At 70.7% G+C, this 16211-nt stretch carries 13 protein-coding genes and 1 pseudogene; 8 read left to right on the plus strand and 6 right to left on the minus strand.

Annotation, left to right across the window (positions count from 1 at the left end):
* Positions 1-12 precede the first annotated feature (12 nt).
* Together mscL and IPK24_06550 are read left to right on the plus strand one after the other, a co-directional pair.
* Positions 13-420: a large conductance mechanosensitive channel protein MscL gene (gene mscL / locus IPK24_06545; protein ID MBK8075222.1), complete on the plus strand. Its 408-nt coding sequence runs from the start codon at positions 13-15 to the stop codon at positions 418-420.
* 193 nt (positions 421-613) lie between these two features.
* Positions 614-1864, plus strand: coding sequence for a DUF445 domain-containing protein (locus tag IPK24_06550; GenBank protein MBK8075223.1), 1251 nt, complete (start codon positions 614-616; stop codon positions 1862-1864).
* 42 nt (positions 1865-1906) lie between these two features.
* Here the strand turns inward: IPK24_06550 and IPK24_06555 are convergent, their stop codons facing one another.
* Positions 1907-2956 carry a DUF695 domain-containing protein gene (locus tag IPK24_06555; protein ID MBK8075224.1) on the minus strand — a complete coding sequence of 350 codons (1050 nt, stop codon included), beginning with the start codon at positions 2954-2956 and terminating at the stop codon, positions 1907-1909.
* A 159-nt stretch (positions 2957-3115) separates the two neighbouring features.
* Between IPK24_06555 and IPK24_06560 the strand changes: the two genes are divergently transcribed.
* Positions 3116-5248 (plus strand): diguanylate cyclase, encoded by a 2133-nt coding sequence (locus tag IPK24_06560; protein MBK8075225.1) that lies wholly within the window; start codon positions 3116-3118, stop codon positions 5246-5248.
* 19 nt (positions 5249-5267) lie between these two features.
* Here IPK24_06560 and IPK24_06565 read toward each other — a convergent pair whose 3' ends face one another.
* A complete protein-coding gene (locus tag IPK24_06565) occupies positions 5268-5723 on the minus strand; it encodes a hypothetical protein (GenBank protein ID MBK8075226.1) in 456 nt (151 codons plus the stop codon).
* A gap of 27 nt (positions 5724-5750) precedes the next feature.
* Positions 5751-6278, minus strand: a complete 528-nt coding sequence (locus IPK24_06570) for a winged helix-turn-helix transcriptional regulator (GenBank protein ID MBK8075227.1) — start codon at positions 6276-6278, stop codon at positions 5751-5753.
* 92 nt (positions 6279-6370) lie between these two features.
* Here IPK24_06570 and IPK24_06575 point away from each other — a divergent pair, with 92 nt between their 5' ends.
* A complete protein-coding gene (locus tag IPK24_06575; GenBank protein ID MBK8075228.1) occupies positions 6371-7333 on the plus strand; it encodes a TIGR03619 family F420-dependent LLM class oxidoreductase in 963 nt (320 codons plus the stop codon).
* Between the two features lie 35 nt (positions 7334-7368).
* The gene (locus IPK24_06580; GenBank protein MBK8075229.1) at positions 7369-8157 is read left to right on the plus strand and encodes an SDR family oxidoreductase; all 789 of its coding nucleotides are present in this window, start codon (positions 7369-7371) and stop codon (positions 8155-8157) included.
* 114 nt (positions 8158-8271) lie between these two features.
* On the opposite strand, the gene IPK24_06585 is transcribed toward IPK24_06580, so the two are convergent.
* Positions 8272-9759: an APC family permease gene (locus IPK24_06585; GenBank protein ID MBK8075230.1), complete on the minus strand. Its 1488-nt coding sequence runs from the start codon at positions 9757-9759 to the stop codon at positions 8272-8274.
* Between the two features lie 152 nt (positions 9760-9911).
* On the minus strand, positions 9912-10619 hold the full coding sequence (locus tag IPK24_06590) for a type 1 glutamine amidotransferase (protein MBK8075231.1): 708 nt from the start codon (positions 10617-10619) through the stop codon (positions 9912-9914).
* Between the two features lie 219 nt (positions 10620-10838).
* Here IPK24_06590 and IPK24_06595 point away from each other — a divergent pair, with 219 nt between their 5' ends.
* Together IPK24_06595 and IPK24_06600 are read left to right on the plus strand one after the other, a co-directional pair.
* Positions 10839-11819, plus strand: coding sequence for an oxidoreductase (locus tag IPK24_06595; GenBank protein ID MBK8075232.1), 981 nt, complete (start codon positions 10839-10841; stop codon positions 11817-11819).
* A gap of 38 nt (positions 11820-11857) precedes the next feature.
* Positions 11858-12874, plus strand: a complete 1017-nt coding sequence (locus tag IPK24_06600; GenBank protein MBK8075233.1) for a Rieske 2Fe-2S domain-containing protein — start codon at positions 11858-11860, stop codon at positions 12872-12874.
* Between the two features lie 72 nt (positions 12875-12946).
* Here IPK24_06600 and IPK24_06605 read toward each other — a convergent pair whose 3' ends face one another.
* Entirely contained in the window at positions 12947-14455 is a 1509-nt protein-coding gene (locus IPK24_06605) for an APC family permease (GenBank protein ID MBK8075234.1), read from the minus strand.
* A 242-nt stretch (positions 14456-14697) separates the two neighbouring features.
* Between IPK24_06605 and IPK24_06610 the strand changes: the two are divergent.
* Positions 14698-16211 (plus strand): annotated as a pseudogene (locus tag IPK24_06610) (aldehyde dehydrogenase).

The following is a 16211-nucleotide window of genomic DNA, read 5'->3' on the forward strand; positions in this document are numbered from 1 at the left end:
TACGCTCGCCCGGTGGGTGGATTGATCAAAGACTTCAAGGGCTTCGCCCTGTCCGGCAACGTCGTGGACCTTGCCATCGGTGTGATCCTCGGTGTGGCGTTCGGTGCGGTGGTGGAGTCCTTCGCCAACGACGTGCTGATGCAGCTGGTCGCGGCGATCTTCGGGGAGCCGGACTTCTCGGGCATCTCCATAGCCGTCGGCAAGGGCTCGATCCAGATCGGCAAGTTCCTCACCGCCTTGGTGAACTTCCTGCTGATCGCCAGCGTGCTGCTCCTGATGGTCAAGCTGCTGATGCGCGTCGGCATGAACTTCCGCGCCCAGGGCAACCGTGAGTGCGACTTCTGCAAGTCGTTCGTGCCGGTCGATGCCACCAGGTGCATGTTCTGCACCAGCGAGATCGAACCCGTGATGCCCGACTGACGCTCCTGTCGGAGCAAGATCACCGTTAGATCGCAGTTCACCACCGCCAAGGCGGTGCAGAGTGCGATCTAACAGTGATCATGGGCGCCCGGGTGGGTGGTCGGCGCACCCCTGGTCAGCCGCGCGGGGGTGGGTATCGGGCCGCCGTGAGTGTGGAGCGCGCGTCGGCTCGCTGCATGTCAGAGTGGGAAGCATGGTGGCAGTCACGGCTACGGACGACCTGCGTCGGGCGCAGCTGCGCCGGATGAAACTGGTCGCCACCTCACTCCTGGCCCTGGCAGCGCTGATCTACCTGGTGAGCCTGCCCGGACGGGACGCGGGCTGGGTGGGCTTCGTCAACACGATGGCCGAGGCCGCCATGGTCGGCGCGGTCGCCGACTGGTTCGCCGTCACGGCGCTGTTCCGCCACCCGCTGGGGCTGAAGATCCCGCACACGGCGATCATCCCCACCCGCAAGGACGCCCTCGGGCACAACCTCGAGGATTTCGTCGGGACCCACTTCATGGCCGAGGACGTGGTGCGTGAGCGGGTCTCACGCGCCCAGATCGCGCGGCGGGTGGGGGTCTGGCTGAGCCGGCGGGCCGGGGCCGAGCGAGCCACCAGCGAGCTGGCCAGCCTGGCGCGCGGCGCCATGACCGTGATGAAGGACGAGACGGTGCTCGCCGTCCTGGACGAGATCTTCGTCCGTAAGGTGCTCAACCGGCCGTGGGGGCCACCGTCCGGCCGGCTGCTGGCCCGCATCGTCGAGGACGGCGCCCACCACCGGCTGGTCGACGTCGGCGTCGACCACCTGCACGACTGGCTGGCCGAGCACGAGGACGTCATCGTGCGGCTGGTGCTCGAGCGGGCACCCGCCTGGACGCCGACCTGGCTCGACCACAAGGTCGCCCAGCGGGCCTACCTCGAGGCGGTGACGTTCGCCGGCGACGTCCGGGCCGATCCGCACCACCGCGCCCGCAAGGCGCTGGACAACCTGCTCGCCGAGTTCGCCCGTGACCTGCAGCATGATCCCGCGGCGCAGGCCAAGGCCGATGCCTTCCGTGATCGGCTGCTGTCCCATCCCGACGTGCGAGGTGCCGTCGAGCAGCTCTGGACGACGGTGCGCCGTTCGCTCGAGCAGGCGGTCGACGATCCGGGGAGCGACCTGCGGGTGCGGGCCACCGACGCCGTCCAGACCTTCGGCGAGCGGCTGGCGGGTGACGCCGTGTTGCAGCAGCGCCTCGACGGCTACGCCGAGGACGCCGCGGCGCACCTGGTCACCAGCTATCGCGACGAGGTGGTCACCGTGATCTCCGAGACCGTGCAGCGCTGGGACGGCGAGGAGGCCTCGCGGCGCATCGAACTGCACGTCGGGCGGGACCTGCAGTTCATCCGCATCAACGGCACCGTGGTCGGCGGTCTGGTCGGGTTGCTCATCCACACCCTGACCGTGCTGATCGACTGAGCCGGCTCGACGCCCGTGGGTGATCAGGGGTGATCAGGGCGATCACTGTGGGCGGAGGTGGTTCACCGCCTGCCACGCGGCGTCCGGTTCGTCGCGCACCGAGGCGCCCCCGCCGGCGTAGGCCCGCAACATGCCCTGGATCACCGGGGTCACGGACGCCGTGCAGTCGTCGTACAGGTGCAGCAGCCGCTCGCCGGCGCTGGTCTCGTGGCCCACCAACAGCGCCGTCTCGCCCAGGCGTCCGATCACGGTCTCCTGGAAGGCCCGCAGGTCACCCAGCGCCCGTTCACCCGGCAACCCGTCGGACAGCTGATCGCGATAGGGCAGGCGGATCTCGACGTGCTCGTCGAACAGCGGGCGGTCCACCCGGTGCAGGGGGTGGCGGATCGCCACCTGCAGGCGCCGTTCGCCGTGCCACCCCTCCATCAGAGCCCAGCGTTCGCCACCCCAGGTCTGCGCGGCACGGCGCACGACCTCCGGCAGGTCGGCGACCGGGATGGGGTCGATCGGCGCCACGGTGACCGCCTCGACCGCGCCGACCCAGCGTTCGACGTCGTCCTCACCCAGCGCCCAGTCGAGCACCAGGAAGCTCAGGTGCGCCCGGGCCTGCTCGGTCATCTGGAAGAACCGCGGGTGGTAGATGGACACGTCCAGGCGGCACCGCTGGTCGTCGGCGAGGGCCTGCACCACGACGGTCGACAGGTCGATCTCGGCGCTACCGGCCTCGACGACGTTGCCGCGACGGAAGGCGGTCGGGTCGGGCAGGCGGGCGGGCCGGAACTGCCACACCGCGTCGTCCGGCGGCGCGGCGCGATGCCAGCGTTCAGCCAGGGTGCGCAGCTCGGGGTGTCCATCGCTGGAGATCGCGAACAGGAACGTGGACCCGCTGCCGGGGCACAGCTCCCAGGTCAGGTGGGGATGGATCCGGGCCACCTCGGGGCCGACCATCGACTCGACCGTGTAGGTGTGCCCGGCGGTCACCGCGGTCGTCACGTCGTCGGCGTTGCGCGCCCACCAGGCCCAGAATCCGTCGATGGCCTGCGAGGTGGGCGACACCACGATGGGCGGGTGTCGACGCCGGAACAGAGCCATGGGCTCATCACATCACCCGGCACCCCCAACCCGAGTGCGAATGGTGACGAGGTGACCCGGATGTAGCGCGAGAAGGTCACGTATCGGCATCGGGGGCCGGACATCAAGAGATCTCGGGCGAGGACTCCACTTTCGGCCTAGAGCTGCCGATGAGTCTGCGTGCCTCTGGACGCCCTGATCTACACAGCCCCCGCGCTCACCTCTGTGCCCGCGGTGACCGGCGCGCGGGAGGCAGCCCTCGCCTCACTGGGGCTGTTCACCGCCGCCGTCGGTTACCGGTTGGCCAAGCCCGTGATGCGTCGTCGCCATGCGCGCCTGGTCGGCGCCGCCCCCGCGGATGCCCTGCTGCTGGCAGGTCTCGGTGAGGTGGTGCGTCCGGCCTCGTTCATCGCCGAACCCGTGGTGGCGATCACCGTGCTGCCCTCGCGGACGCCGCCCGCGAGCGAACGCCCAGCGCCGCGGGTCCTGAGCACCCAGGACGCCGAGCTGGCCGCGAGGCTGGGCACGACGCACCCGATGAACGCCCCCGGACGGCACCGCACGGTGCCTGCCTGGGCCGCTGGATTGAGCCGCACCTGCCCGCCGCCGTCCGCTGCGGTGCTGCTCGAGGTGAGCCCGGAGGAGGAGATCTTGGAGGTCATCCACCTCGCTGGTGCGGAGTCGTCGGTCGAATCGTCGATCGAGCCGGCAGCGGGGTCGGAGACGGAGGTCGTCGCGGTCTCGGCCGAGACCTCGGCCGGGTCCTCCGGCTCGACGGCTGACGCGGAGCCCAGCCGGGCTCAGGCCCGTTACGCGATCGATTGGGGCGAGGACCTCGACTGGGGAGATGTGGACGGCGTCCACCACCCCGACGGCTGGGCCGAGGGCTGGGTCGCGGCGGCGACCTCGGCCGGCACGACGCCACCCGGCACGACCCCACCCGACACTGCGCCGGCCGACACGACGCCGGCCGAGCCGCCGTCCACGCTCTCGCTCTGGCGCAGCTCGATCGAGGAGGCGGACATCGCCTTCGGTCGTGCCGCCGAGGTGCCGGTCGCGCGTGTCGTCACCCCGCCGCCCGCCCGGATGCCCGTGATCGCGATGCCGGACGTCGCGGTGGCTCCGGCGACGACGCAGGCCCTGCCGGAACCGGCCCCGGACTGGGTTGCCGAACCGGCGACCGAGTGGGTCGAGTCGGCCCATGAGTGGGTCGAGCCGGCGACCGAGTGGACCGAGCCGGAGACCGACGTGATCGACGAGCCCGTCGACCATCCGGCCTGGACCGCTCCCTGGGCCGAGGCGGAAGCCGGGACGGAGATCGAAGCAGACCCGGTCGCGGAGCCGGTGGTGTGGGTGCCGACGCAGCGGGCCGCCGAGCTGCCGGCGGTGCACGACGCCCTGGCCGCCATCCGGGTGCGACTGGCCGCGCAGACGACCCGGCTCGGCATCGCCGAGGTCGTCACGCAGGAGGCCCGCGCCCTGATCGAGGCCGACCAGGCCGTGCTCGTCGTCCGCTCCATCGAAGGCCCGCAGGTGCTGGGGCTCGACCCGAGCGCCACCGAGATCTGGGGACCGCAGACCCTGGCGGCGTTGCTGACCGGTGTGGCCATGCGCGAGGTGCTCGCCGGCGACCCGTTGGCCGATGGTGGCAGTTCGGCGCTGCTGGTCGTGCCGGTCGCCGGAGCCGGCGCCTTCATCGGTGCGGTGATCGCCCGGCGTGAGGGCGAACGGCCGTTCGAGATCGCCGACCAGGACCTGCTCGATCGGCTGGCACGGATCGCCGGGTCCTCGCTCGATGCGCTGACCCGTCGTGGCGTGTTGCGCAGCGAGGGGCAGGAGCGCGACTCGGTCACCGGCCTGGCCCCGGCATCGTGTCTGACGCACGATCTGAAGGCCGCCCTGAACAGCCGTGACGATCACGGCATGGTGGTCACGCTGGTGATGGCCGAGATCGACGGCCTCGCCCGGATGCGCACCGAGCACGGCGACGAGACAGCCGACGAGGCGCTGCACCTGATCGCCCACACCCTGCACACGGGGCTGCGGGTCGGCGACGTGGCCTACCGCCTGGATACCGAGGAACTGGCCGTGATGCTCGCGGCCACGGATGTCGAGTCCGGCGAGCGGGTGGCGATTCGGCTGGTGGACGAGGTCGACACGGCGCTGGCCGAGTCCTATGGCCTCGACCAGCCGTTGCGGCTGCGTCCGGTGGTCGTTCCGGTGCAGGGCAGCCCCGACGAGGTGCTCGCCGAGGGAGCGCGAGCCCTCGCCGCCCAGCGGGTCCAGGCGCGCTGGGAGCACACCACGTTCTGACCTCGCCCGGGGCGCCGGGTCAGACCACTCCACTGTCGACGATCAGCCAGGGCTCGGAGTCGTCGTTGCGCACCACCAGGTATCCGAATTCCGTGGGGCCGTCGGTCTGGGACGTGTCACCACCGTGCAGGTGGAACGAGACCGGCACCCGGGCGGCCTGGGCGAAGGCGTCGGCACTCGACTGTCCGTCGGTCGGATCGCCCGGCTTCAGGTTCTGCGCCGGGCCCACGCGCAGCTCGAGGTAGCGCGGGGCGCGGTCGAGGCGTGAGTACCTGAACCGGTCGCCGAGGGTGAGCCGGTTCGCGGTGGCGAAGTCCCGCGCCGTGACCGCGGTCAGGTAGACCTCCACCACCTGCTCGGGCGACGCCGAGGGCGCGGGGTCGGCGATGTCGATCCGGGCGGGTGCCCAGTTCACCACCGCGACGACCACCAGGGTGAGCCCGGCCGCCACGACGGACACGGGCGCTGTCGGCATGCGCCGAGCCGTTGCGAGGCCCATCGATCAGACGGGCAGGTGCAGGTCGGGCGGCTCGCTGTCCGACTCCAACCCGAGCACGATCGTGCGCAACGCCGAGACCAGGGCGCCCAGTTCGCTCTCACTCAGGGCGCCGACCACCGCCACCTCCTGCGCGTTGAGCTTCGGGAACAGCTCGACCATCAGGTCGGTGGCCTGCGGGGTGAGCGACAGGATCACCCGTCGTCCATCGCCCGGATGGGTCCGCCGCCGCATCAGCCCACGCGCCTCGAGGGTCTTGACCACCCCGGTCAACGTGGACTTGGTGATCCCCGCCTCGGACGCCGCGTGCCGGGTCTCGATGTCCTGCCAGACCCAGACGACCCACAGCACGACCCACCCGGTCCAGGTGAGGTCGTACCCGGCGAGGACGGCGCGTTCGAAGTGATTGCGGACGGCTCCGGCGGCACGATAGAGCCCCCCGATGGCCGCCATGGCCTGGTGATCGACCGGGAGCCCGCTCAGGCGTTCGGACACGGCATGTTCGGTCTGATCCAAGGTGTACTGGCCGGTCATGTTCCCCTCCTGATGTGTCGACCGCGTGCCGACTCACCACGTCCGGCGAGACCCCTAGATCCTAGGCAGGTCGCCGCCTCGGACCCATACTGGTGGGCGTGCTGCCCCGATTCGTCCTGGTGCTGACCGAGAACTGGACCATGCTCGCCGGCGGCGCGCCCCGCGACATGCTCACCACGGTGGTGCGGTGGGCCCGAGAGGCCGAGGACGCCGGGTTCGACGGTGTGATGACCAGCGAGCACGTCGTCCTCGGGCTGAGTGCGGGCAGCGCCGGTCGCATGGCCAACCCCCGCGAGTACGCCCTGCCCGGCAACCAGGACCCGGCGACGCCGTGGCCGTCGTCGTTGCTGATGCTGGCCGGGGTCGCCGCCTGCACCGAGCGGATCCGGTTGATCGCCTCCGCTGTGATCTCGCCGCTGCGTCACCCGTTGCTGCTGGCCAAGGACTTCGCCACACTCGACCGGCTGAGCGGCGGCCGGCTGGTGGTGCAACCCACAGTGAGCTGGCATCGCGACGAGTACGCCGCACTCGGGGTGCCCTTCGCCGAACGCGGCGCCCGGCTCGACGAGCAGCTCGACATCTGGGACGCCGTGTGGCGGTCGTGCGTCAAGGACGAACCGGTGAGCTATCGCGGCCGGTTCTACGCCTTCGACGACGTGTGGATCTCGCCGGGGCCGGCCCGATCCGAGGGCCCGCCGCTGTGGTTCGGGGGCGAGACCCTGCACCCGGCCCTGGTGCGGCGCCTGGTGCGCCACGGTTCGGGCTACAACCCGCTGGGCCGGCCGACCCCGGCCATGCTGGTGCACCTGGCCGATGCGATGCAGGCCGCCGGACGCACCGCGGCCTCGCTGGAGATGATCGGCAGTACCCGGGCACGCTTTCCCGACGACACCTCGTGCGCCGACATCGGCGAGGCGCTGGAATCGGTCCCCGATCAGCTGGCCCAGGGCTTCGGCACGTTCTGCATCAAGCCGAGCCAGTTCATCGACGACCCGGCTCTGGTGGGCGACTTCTGCCGCGAGGTGGTCGCCCGCACCGAACGCCTGCTGTCGTGAGCGCGGCGGCACCGAAGTCCGGACCACCCGGGCCGGTGGCGCTGATCACCGGGGCCGGCACCGGCATCGGCGCGGCGACCGCCCGGGCGTGGGTGGGTCACGGTGGTCGGGTGGTGCTGACCGGGCGCCGTCCGGAGCCGCTGGCCGAGGTGGCTGGCGAGCTCGGTGAGGCGGCGCTGGCCCTGCCCGCCGATGCCGCCGATGTCGCCGCGATGCGGGCCGTGGTGGACGCCGCGACGTCCCGGTTCGGTGGGTTGGACGCCCTGGTCGCCAATGCGGGCGGTGAGGGCACCGGCAGCGTGCTCGATGTCGAGGACGCCGACTGGCAGCAGGCGTTGCAGGTGAACCTGATGACGGCGGTCGCCTCGGCGCGGGCCTGCTTGCCGGCTCTGATCGCCCGACGCGGCGCCATCGTGGTGGTCAGTTCGCTGGCGGGGCTGGCGGCCCCACCGGAGTTGGCGCCGTACACCGTGGCCAAGCACGCCCTGGTCGGCCTGACCCGCTCGCTGGCCCGGGACTTCGGCGCGTCCGGGGTGCGGGCCAACGCGGTCTGCCCGGGCTGGGTGCGCACGCCGATGGCCGACGGCGAGATGGATGCGCTCGCCGTCCAGCAGGGTCTGGCGGACCGTGAGGCGGCCTACGTGCTGGCGACGCGTCACACGCCGTTGGGCCGGGCGATCACCGCCGACGAGGTGGCCGAGGTGATCTGCTTCCTGGCCGGAACGGCGTCCTCGGCGGTCAGTGGCGCCGTGATCCCGGTGGACGGCGGTGCCACCGCCGTCGACCTGCCCACCATCGCCTTCACCGACCCCCCCTCGCCGTGATCATGCAATCCGTGCACGAAACGTGCACGGATTGCATGATCACGGCGAGAGGGGCTCGCCCCACCCGTGACCGGGTCGGACGAGCCCCTCTCGTGCTCGTGATCGAGGCGTCGATCAGAGCTTCTGCGGGCCGTGGTCGGCCTCGGCCAGGGGCTCCCACTGGTCGCCGACGTGGTCCTCACCGGGGAAGACCACGGTGAGGATGCCGCCGACGATCAACACGCCGAGTGCGGTGTAGGCGGCGTAGATCAGCGGCGCCGGCACCTTGTAGACGGCGCCGAACAGGGCGGCTCCGGTGACCAGCGTGCCGACGGTGGCGGCCAGGTAGACCCCAGTTCGGCTCGGGTGGTCGGCCAGCCCCCGGTAGGCGCCGATCGACATCACCAGGTAGATCGTGGCCAGGCTGACGCTGCCCAGGGTCGAGAACCAGTAGAAGACGGCCACGTAGTGCGGCAGCGGACCGTCCGGGGTCGACTGGGCCACGAAGCTCGGCACGAACAGGGTGACCAGCACCAGCACCGCGTACAACGCCACGACCAGGGCGGTGGCGTTGAGCGGGGTGCTGCGCGAGGAGACGGTGGCCAGACCGTGCGGCAGGCGCTTGTCGCGGGCCAGGGCGAAGATGCCGCGCGAGGCGGCCACCGAGACACCGATCAGCACGGCCAGCATGTCGAGGATGACCATGATCTCGATCAGGATGCGGATGCCGGTCGAGCCGAACCCGCCGTCGGCGACCGGGCCGGTCAAACCGAACAGCGGGGCACCGGCGTTCGCGCCGAGGTTGTCCATGTTGAAGCCGTAGCCGGCGACCTGGGCGTAGGTGACCAGGACGTAGAACCCGGCGATGGTGATGACCGAGATCAGCACGGCCCGGGGGATGTCGCGCTTGGGGTGAGCGGTCTCCTCGCCGAGGTTGGCGGCGGTCTCGAATCCGGTGAACAGCAATACGCCGTAGAGCACGCCGAAGAAGATGCCGTTGAATCCGCCGGTGGTCGAGGCCGAGGGGTTGAACGCGGTCACCAGGTCGTTGTCGCCGCCGACCTTGATGATCACGTACAGGGCGAACAGCAGCACCGCGGCGATCGAGACCATCGCCAGCACCAGCTGGGTGCGGGTCGACAGGGCCACGCCCAGGTAGAGCACCACCCCGACGATGATCAGCAGCAGGATGTCCCAGACGCCCTCGGGCAGCAGCGCGTGCTCGAACTCGCCCAGCAGGGTGTCGTGAATGGTGCCGCCGATCAGCACCAGTAGTCCGGCGCCCAGGCCCAGGATGCCGCCGTAGTAGAGGAAGCCGAACGCGGCGCCCACCCGTGAGCCGAAGCCGTCGCTGATGTAGTCGTACAGCGAACCGGCCGCAGCGATCCGGCGGGCGTACTCGGAGACGATCCACCCCAGGCCGAGTACCCCGACGGCGGCGAGCAACACCGCCAGGGGCGCCGCCATGCCGGCGCCCTTCTCCGAGGCGTTCATGCCGACCAACAGCGGCACGAGGAACGCCATCGAGAACACCGGGCCCATGAAGCCGATGGACTGAGCTGTTGCATCGATCAGGGTGAGCTTGCCTTCAAGCCGGTTCGGCGCTGCCTTTTGCTGGGCCACCGGGATCCCTTTCCTCAGGTCAGGTGTGACTCGGAGCACACCCGTGCGGGCGCGAGTCTAGATTGCGCTCCGTCACATTCGCCAGCACCGTCCCGATCCATGTGATCACTCGGGTGGGCCGGGGTTGGTGATCATGTCGGATATGCCGGTCGTCAGTGCGCGATCCGCTCGAGGAAGGATTCAATCAGAGTCACGGTACGTGACCGTGCGGATGCGGCGGAGTGCTCGGCCTGGCGACGCACCGTCTCGACGTCCAGCCCCTCGGCCTGCAGTACCTGAGTGGCGCCATTGGCCAGCCACAGATCGAGGATCTCCAGGGTGAGCTCGGGGTGGAACTGCACGGCGAGGGTGCGCCCGGCCCGCCAGGCCTGCGAACACACCGCATTGCGCGCGATCTCGACGGCTCCCGGTGGCAGCACCATCGCGTCCTTGTGGAACTGGAACCACGGCCCCGGCCCGACCAGCGCCGCGTCGTCCGTCTCGATCTCACCCCAGCCGATCTCCCACTGACCGGCCCGCTGGACGCCGCCACCGAGGGCCACCGACATCGCCTGCCCGCCGAAGCAGATGCCGAGCACCGGCACCCCCTCGGCGTGGGCGGTGGCCAGCATCTCGAGCTCGTCGCGAATCCAGCTGCCGATGGTGGCGTGATCGTCGACCGACCAGGGGGCGCCCATGGGCACGATCAGGTCCCAGGCGCGCGGATCGGGAAAGTCGTGCTCGACATCCGGGGTGTGAAACCGATCCTCGGGGACGACGAGTCGCCGGACGACGTCGTACCCGTGGCGCTCGAGCGCCTCGCCGACCAGGGCGGGACGGGTGTAGGCGTCGTGCTCGATGAGCAGGGCGGTGCGGGTCATGATCCCTCCGGCGATGGGTCGTGGCGCGGCCGGGTCATCATGCCCGCGGTCGGTACCCGGACGGTCCCCCGGGCAACTCGCCGGGCGTGCCGTCCGGGAGCTGACCAGTCTGCGGGACGGGGTGGACCCTTGCCCGTCGTCCGGTCAGCCCTTACCGTTTGCATCCGAACGAATCGGCTGGTCGACCTGCCGTGACCGGGAGAGCGAACGGATGGTGCGATGACGATCACCCAGACGCACGTCAGGGAACACGAGGCCGACCTCGTGGTGCGTGACCGGCGTGAGGTGGCCGACGGCGTCGTCGCGCTCACCCTGGCCGCACCGGACGCCACCGCCCTGCCGGACTGGACGCCCGGGGCGCACATCGACCTGGTCCTCACCGACGAGCTGACCCGGCAGTACTCCCTGTGCGGCAGCCCGTCGGACGCCACCACCTGGCGCGTCGCCGTGCTGCGCGACCCCGCCGGTCAGGGTGGGTCGATCCACGTCCACGATCATCTCGCGCAGGGCGCGACGGTGCGGGTGAGGGGACCACGCAACCACTTCGCGTTGGCCGCCGCGCCGCGGTACATCTTCATCGCCGGCGGCATCGGCATCACCCCGATGCTGCCCATGCTGGAAGCCGCCCAGGCGGCCGGTGCCGACTGGCACCTCTTTTACGGCGGTCGCAGCCGGGCCTCGATGGCGTTCGTCGACGAGCTCGCCGCTCACCCGGGCGGTGCCGACCGGGTCACCCTGGTGCCCCAGGACGAAGCCGGGCTGCTCGACCTGGCCACCATCCTGGGCACCCCGGCGCCCGACACGCTGGTCTACTGCTGCGGTCCCGAACCGCTGCTCGCCGCGGTCGAGGATCGGTGCGCCGCGTGGCCGGCCGGGGCGCTTCACCTCGAGCGGTTCGGCGCCAAGCCGGTCGTGGCGGCCGAGGGCGGCGACAGCGCATTCGAGGTGGTGCTGCAGCGCTCGGGGATCACCGTGCCGGTGGCGGCCGACACCTCGATCTTCGACGCCGTCCGGGCGGCCGGGGTGAGCGTGCTCGGCTCGTGCCTGAAAGGCGTCTGCGGCACCTGCGAGACCGGCGTCCTGGATGGGGCGGTCGACCACCGCGACTCGGTGCTCAGCGCCGAGGAGCAGGAGGAGAACGAGTACATGATGATCTGCGTCTCGCGCTGTCGCGGCGAGCGCCTGACGCTGGACCTGTGATGGCACCGGACGTGGGAAGACGTGGGAAAGGGACCGCGATGACTGCTCCTCGCCAGGCCTGGTACGCCGCCGCCTCGTCGGACGATGTCAGCCGGGTGCCGATCGGACGCCGCGTGCTCGGCGAGTCCGTGGTGTTGTTCCGCACCACGACGGGCTCGGTCGTGGCACTCGAGGACCGCTGCGCCCACCGCCCGTACCCGCTGAGTCTGGGCCGGCTGGACGGCGACCTGATCGTCTCGGGTTATACCGGCTTCGCCTACGCCCCGGACGGCGCGTGCGTGCGCGTGCCGACGCAGCAGCACGTGCCGGTGGGGGCGCGGGTGCGTGCCTTCCCGGTCCACGACGACGGCGCGTTCGTCTGGGTCTGGGTCGGCACGCCCGAGTCGGCGGCGTTGCGTCCGGCACCGCAGGCGCCGTGGCTGACCTCGCCGGAGTGGGCCAGCTTCGGGCAGGAGTGGCAGACCGCCGCGGGCATCGAGGTGTTGCAGGACAACTTCGCCGACATCAGCCACGTTGCCGTGGTCGACGAGTACATCGCCCCGCCGGTGCTGTCCGCGGCCACCCCGCCGCCACTCGAGGTCGAGGTCAGTGAGACCTCGGTGCGGTTCTGGCGCAGCTTCGACCCGGCGCCGCTGGCGGCCTGGCACGCCCGGGCGTTGGGCCTGCCGGTCGAGGCCCGTCACGAGCAGCGCGAGGAGGGACGGTTCGTCTCGCCGGGGTTGTGGGTCGACCGCTGGGACGTGCTGCCCGACGGCGGCTCGGGGCAGGCACTGACCTTCGTGTTCACCCATGCGCTGACCCCGGTCGACGACCGAACGACACGCCACGCCTGGCGGGTGAGCCGCAATGCCGCCCTCGACGAGGCCACCAGCGCCACCCTGCTGCCGATCTTCGAGCGGTACTACCGCAGTGTGCAGTTGATCCTCGAGACCCTGCAGCAGGTGGTCGACCGGGACGGCGCCCGGCCGGACGTCAACGTCACGGCCGATGCCGCGGGCATGGCGGTCCGCAAGATCATGCGCCGGCTGGTGGCCGACGAGGCACTGCGCGGCTGAGTCCGCACCACACGACAGCGGGTGGTCCACCGAACTCGGTGGGCCACCCGCCGTGGGTTCTGGCTTCGGTGATCAGTCCAGCGGGGCGTCGGAGAAGATCTCCTCGCCGCGGTGGCGTCCCATCGAGGCGTAGCGCTCCGGCGACAGGCTGCGCAAGCGCAGCGCCAGCAACAGGCCGACCGCGGCAGCCGCCGGGATCAGTGCGGGCAGCTGCCAGCGCAACGGGCTCGCCGGATCACCGATCAGGTTGCCGAACTCGGACGCCGCGTACCCGGCCACCCAGACCAGGGCCAGGCCGGACACCAGCGGCGCCACCAGGGTGCGGGCGAGGTTGGTGTCCAGTTCGCGGTGCCGGCGGAAGAAGGCCACCACGGCGAACGAGGCCAGGGCCATCAGCACCAGGATCGCCAGGGTGCCCAGCTGGGTCAGCCAGGTGAACAGGGCCAGGACCGGGTTCTTGTCGGTGATCACGAACAGCAGGACGACGACCAGCGCCAGCGCGCTCTGACTCACCGAGCCCTTGTGTGGGCTGAGGTGGATCTTGTGCGTGTGCCCCAGCGGAGTGGGCAGGATGCCCTCGCGACCGAGCGCGTACAGGTAGCGGGCCACCGCGTTGTGAAACGCGAGCAGGGCCGCGAACACGCTGGTCGCGAACAGCAGTGTCATCGCGGTGGTGGCAGCCGAGCCCAGGTAGGTGCCCGAGATCTCGAAGAGGAACGCCGTGGGGTCCGGCTTCAGGCCGCCGATGTGGTCGACCAGGCCGTCGGCCCCCTGGGCGTTGACCATCAGCCAGGTGGTCACGGTGTAGAAGAGCCCGATGGTCAGCACCGCCACGTAGGTGGCCCGGGGCACGGTGCGCTGCGGTTCGCGGGCCTCCTCGCTGTAGATCGTGGTGGCCTCGAATCCGATGAACGAGGCGCTGTTGAACAGCAGGGCGATGGCCAGGGAGCCCGAGGTGAGGGCGCTGGGGCTGAAGGCGCTCAGGCTGAGCCCGGTCGAACCGCCCTGCCCGCCGTTGATGACGATGGCGAGGTCGAGCAGCAGCACGATCAGGAACTCGGCGGCCACCAGGACGCCGAGCACCTTGAGCGACAGGTCGACCTGCCGATAGCCCAGGACGGCGATCACGGCAATGGCGGTCAGCACGTAGACCCACCAGGCGAGGTCGACGCCGAACTGGTCCGACATGAATCCGGCCGTGGCCGCCCCGAACAGTCCGTAGAGGCCGATCTGCATGGCGTTGTAGCCGAGGACGGCGATGATCGCCGAGGCGCCCCCGAGTGGCTGGCGTAGACCCCTGGTGACGTAGCTGTAGAACGCCCCGGTGCTGGTGTGATGACGCGCCATCGTGGTGTAGCCGACCGCGAAGAGCAGCAGCAGCAGGCTCACGATGACGTAGGCGAACGGCACGCCGGCGCCGTTGCCGAGCAGCATCGCCACCGGCGCGCCGCCGGCCATGGCGGTCAGCGGTGCCGCCGCAGAGATCACGAAGAAGGCGATGCCGACCACCCCCAGCGATCCGCGGCGGAGTTGGTGCTCGGCGGTCGAGGCGCCGGTGGCCTCGGGGCGTTCAGCACTCACAGGTATCTCCTGTCACGAGGAATATCGTTTGGAAGCGAACGATATGACGAAGTGACCCAGGACACAAGGGGAAGCCCATCGCGCGGATCGAGCCCTTGACCCCACCGACGCATGGGACATACCGTTTGGCCCCGAACGATTTGCCGGATGGTCCCGGCCAGACCCACCATGCAGCACTGGTTGGGTCGGTAGATCCCAGAGTCGAGGCGGTGACCCGTTTGCAGCACCCGGTGGATGGCACGGTGGATGGCACGGTCGATGTTCCTGGCGCCTTCACGGTCGAGGTCGAGGGCGTGCCGGTCGACGTCCGGCACTGGATCGGCGGACGGCGCGTGGCCACCGAGGCCACCTTCGCCGACATCTCCCCGATCGACGAGGCCGAGATCGCGCAGGTCTGCGCCGGCGGTCAGGCCGAGGTGGACGCCGCGGTCGCCGCGGCTCGTGAAGCCTTCCCGGCCTGGGCAGCGCTGCCGGTGGCCGAGCGCTCGGCCATCCTGCGCCGGGTGGCCGAGGGCGTCGAGGCCCGGGTGGAGGACTTGTCCCGGGTGGAGACCCGAGACAACGGGTCGCTGATCCGCAGCCACCGCCGCGGCGTCATGCCACGGGTGGCGATGAACTTCCGCTACTTCGCCGACTTCGCCGAGCACGAGCTGGCCCACCCCGAGATGGAGGTGCGCGGCCACCGCGAGCGGATCAGCTACGACCCGGCCGGCGTCGTCGCGATCATCACGCCGTGGAACGCCCCGCTGATGCTGGCCACCTGGCGCATCGGTCCGGCGCTCGCTGCCGGCAACACCGTCGTGCTCAAGCCCCCGGAGTGGGCGCCGCTGACCGCCAGCCTGCTCGCCGACATCATGGCCGAGGCCGGTGTGCCGGCCGGGGTGTTCAACGTCGTCCAGGGCACCGGAGCGCAGGCCGGAGCACCACTGACCCGCCACCCCGGCATCAACCGGCTGAGCTTCACCGGCTCGGTGCCGACCGCGGGTGTGATCGCCGCCGCGGCGGCGCCGAACATCGTGCCGCTGTCGTTCGAGCTGGGCGGCAAGTCGCCGCTGGTGGTCTTCGAGGACAGTGACCTCGATCTGGCGGTCGACCTGGCGGTCGAGCAGTTCGACAACGCCGGCCAGGTCTGCTTGGGCGCGTTCCGGATCCTGGTGCACGAATCGATCCACGACACCTTCCTCGAGAAGGTGGTCGCCAAGGCGCGCACCATCACCCAGGGCGATCCGCGCGACGAGGCGACCGACATCTCGGCCCTGGTCTCGCGCCCGCACTTCGAGAAGGTGTGCGGCTTCGTCGAACGCGCGGTCGCGGACGGCGCGCGCGTCGTCCTGGGGGTGGGCCGAACACCGAACTGGGCGGGCTCTACTTCAGCCCGACGATCCTGACCGGGGCTACGCCCGGGTGCGAGATCCTCACCGAGGAGGTCTTCGGGCCGGTGCTGACGGTGCAGACCTTCAGCGATGAGGCCGAGGCCATCGCGCTGGCCAACAACACCCGGTTCGGGCTGGCGGCCACCATGGTCACCGGTGATCCCGAACGCGCCGAGCGGGTTTCGGCCCAGCTCAATGCGGGCACGGTCTGGGTGAACTGCTTCTTCGTCCGTGATCTCGGGGCGCCGTTCGGCGGCAATGGCACGTCCGGTATCGGACGTGAGGGTGGCATCTGGTCGTTCGACTTCTACACCGACATCAAGAACACCGTGTTCGCCCCGCGCGGGTGGACTGCGTCCGTTGAGACAGGTCAGGAGAGCTGA

The organism is Kineosporiaceae bacterium (genome assembly GCA_016713225.1).
In the GTDB taxonomy this organism is placed as follows: domain Bacteria; phylum Actinomycetota; class Actinomycetes; order Actinomycetales; family Kineosporiaceae; genus JADJPO01.

What these genes read in the sequence shown, in the direction of transcription:
- IPK24_06550 (MBK8075223.1), top strand. Translation starts at nt 614, where the DNA reads ATGGTGGCAGTCACGGCTACGGACGACCTGCGTCGGGCGCAGCTGCGC.
- IPK24_06555 (MBK8075224.1), bottom strand. Translation starts at nt 2,956, where the DNA reads ATGGCTCTGTTCCGGCGTCGACACCCGCCCATCGTGGTGTCGCCCACC.
- IPK24_06565 (MBK8075226.1), bottom strand. Translation starts at nt 5,723, where the DNA reads ATGCCGACAGCGCCCGTGTCCGTCGTGGCGGCCGGGCTCACCCTGGTG.
- IPK24_06570 (MBK8075227.1), bottom strand. Translation starts at nt 6,278, where the DNA reads ATGACCGGCCAGTACACCTTGGATCAGACCGAACATGCCGTGTCCGAA.
- IPK24_06590 (MBK8075231.1), bottom strand. Translation starts at nt 10,619, where the DNA reads ATGACCCGCACCGCCCTGCTCATCGAGCACGACGCCTACACCCGTCCC.
- IPK24_06595 (MBK8075232.1), top strand. Translation starts at nt 10,839, where the DNA reads ATGACGATCACCCAGACGCACGTCAGGGAACACGAGGCCGACCTCGTG.
- IPK24_06600 (MBK8075233.1), top strand. Translation starts at nt 11,858, where the DNA reads ATGACTGCTCCTCGCCAGGCCTGGTACGCCGCCGCCTCGTCGGACGAT.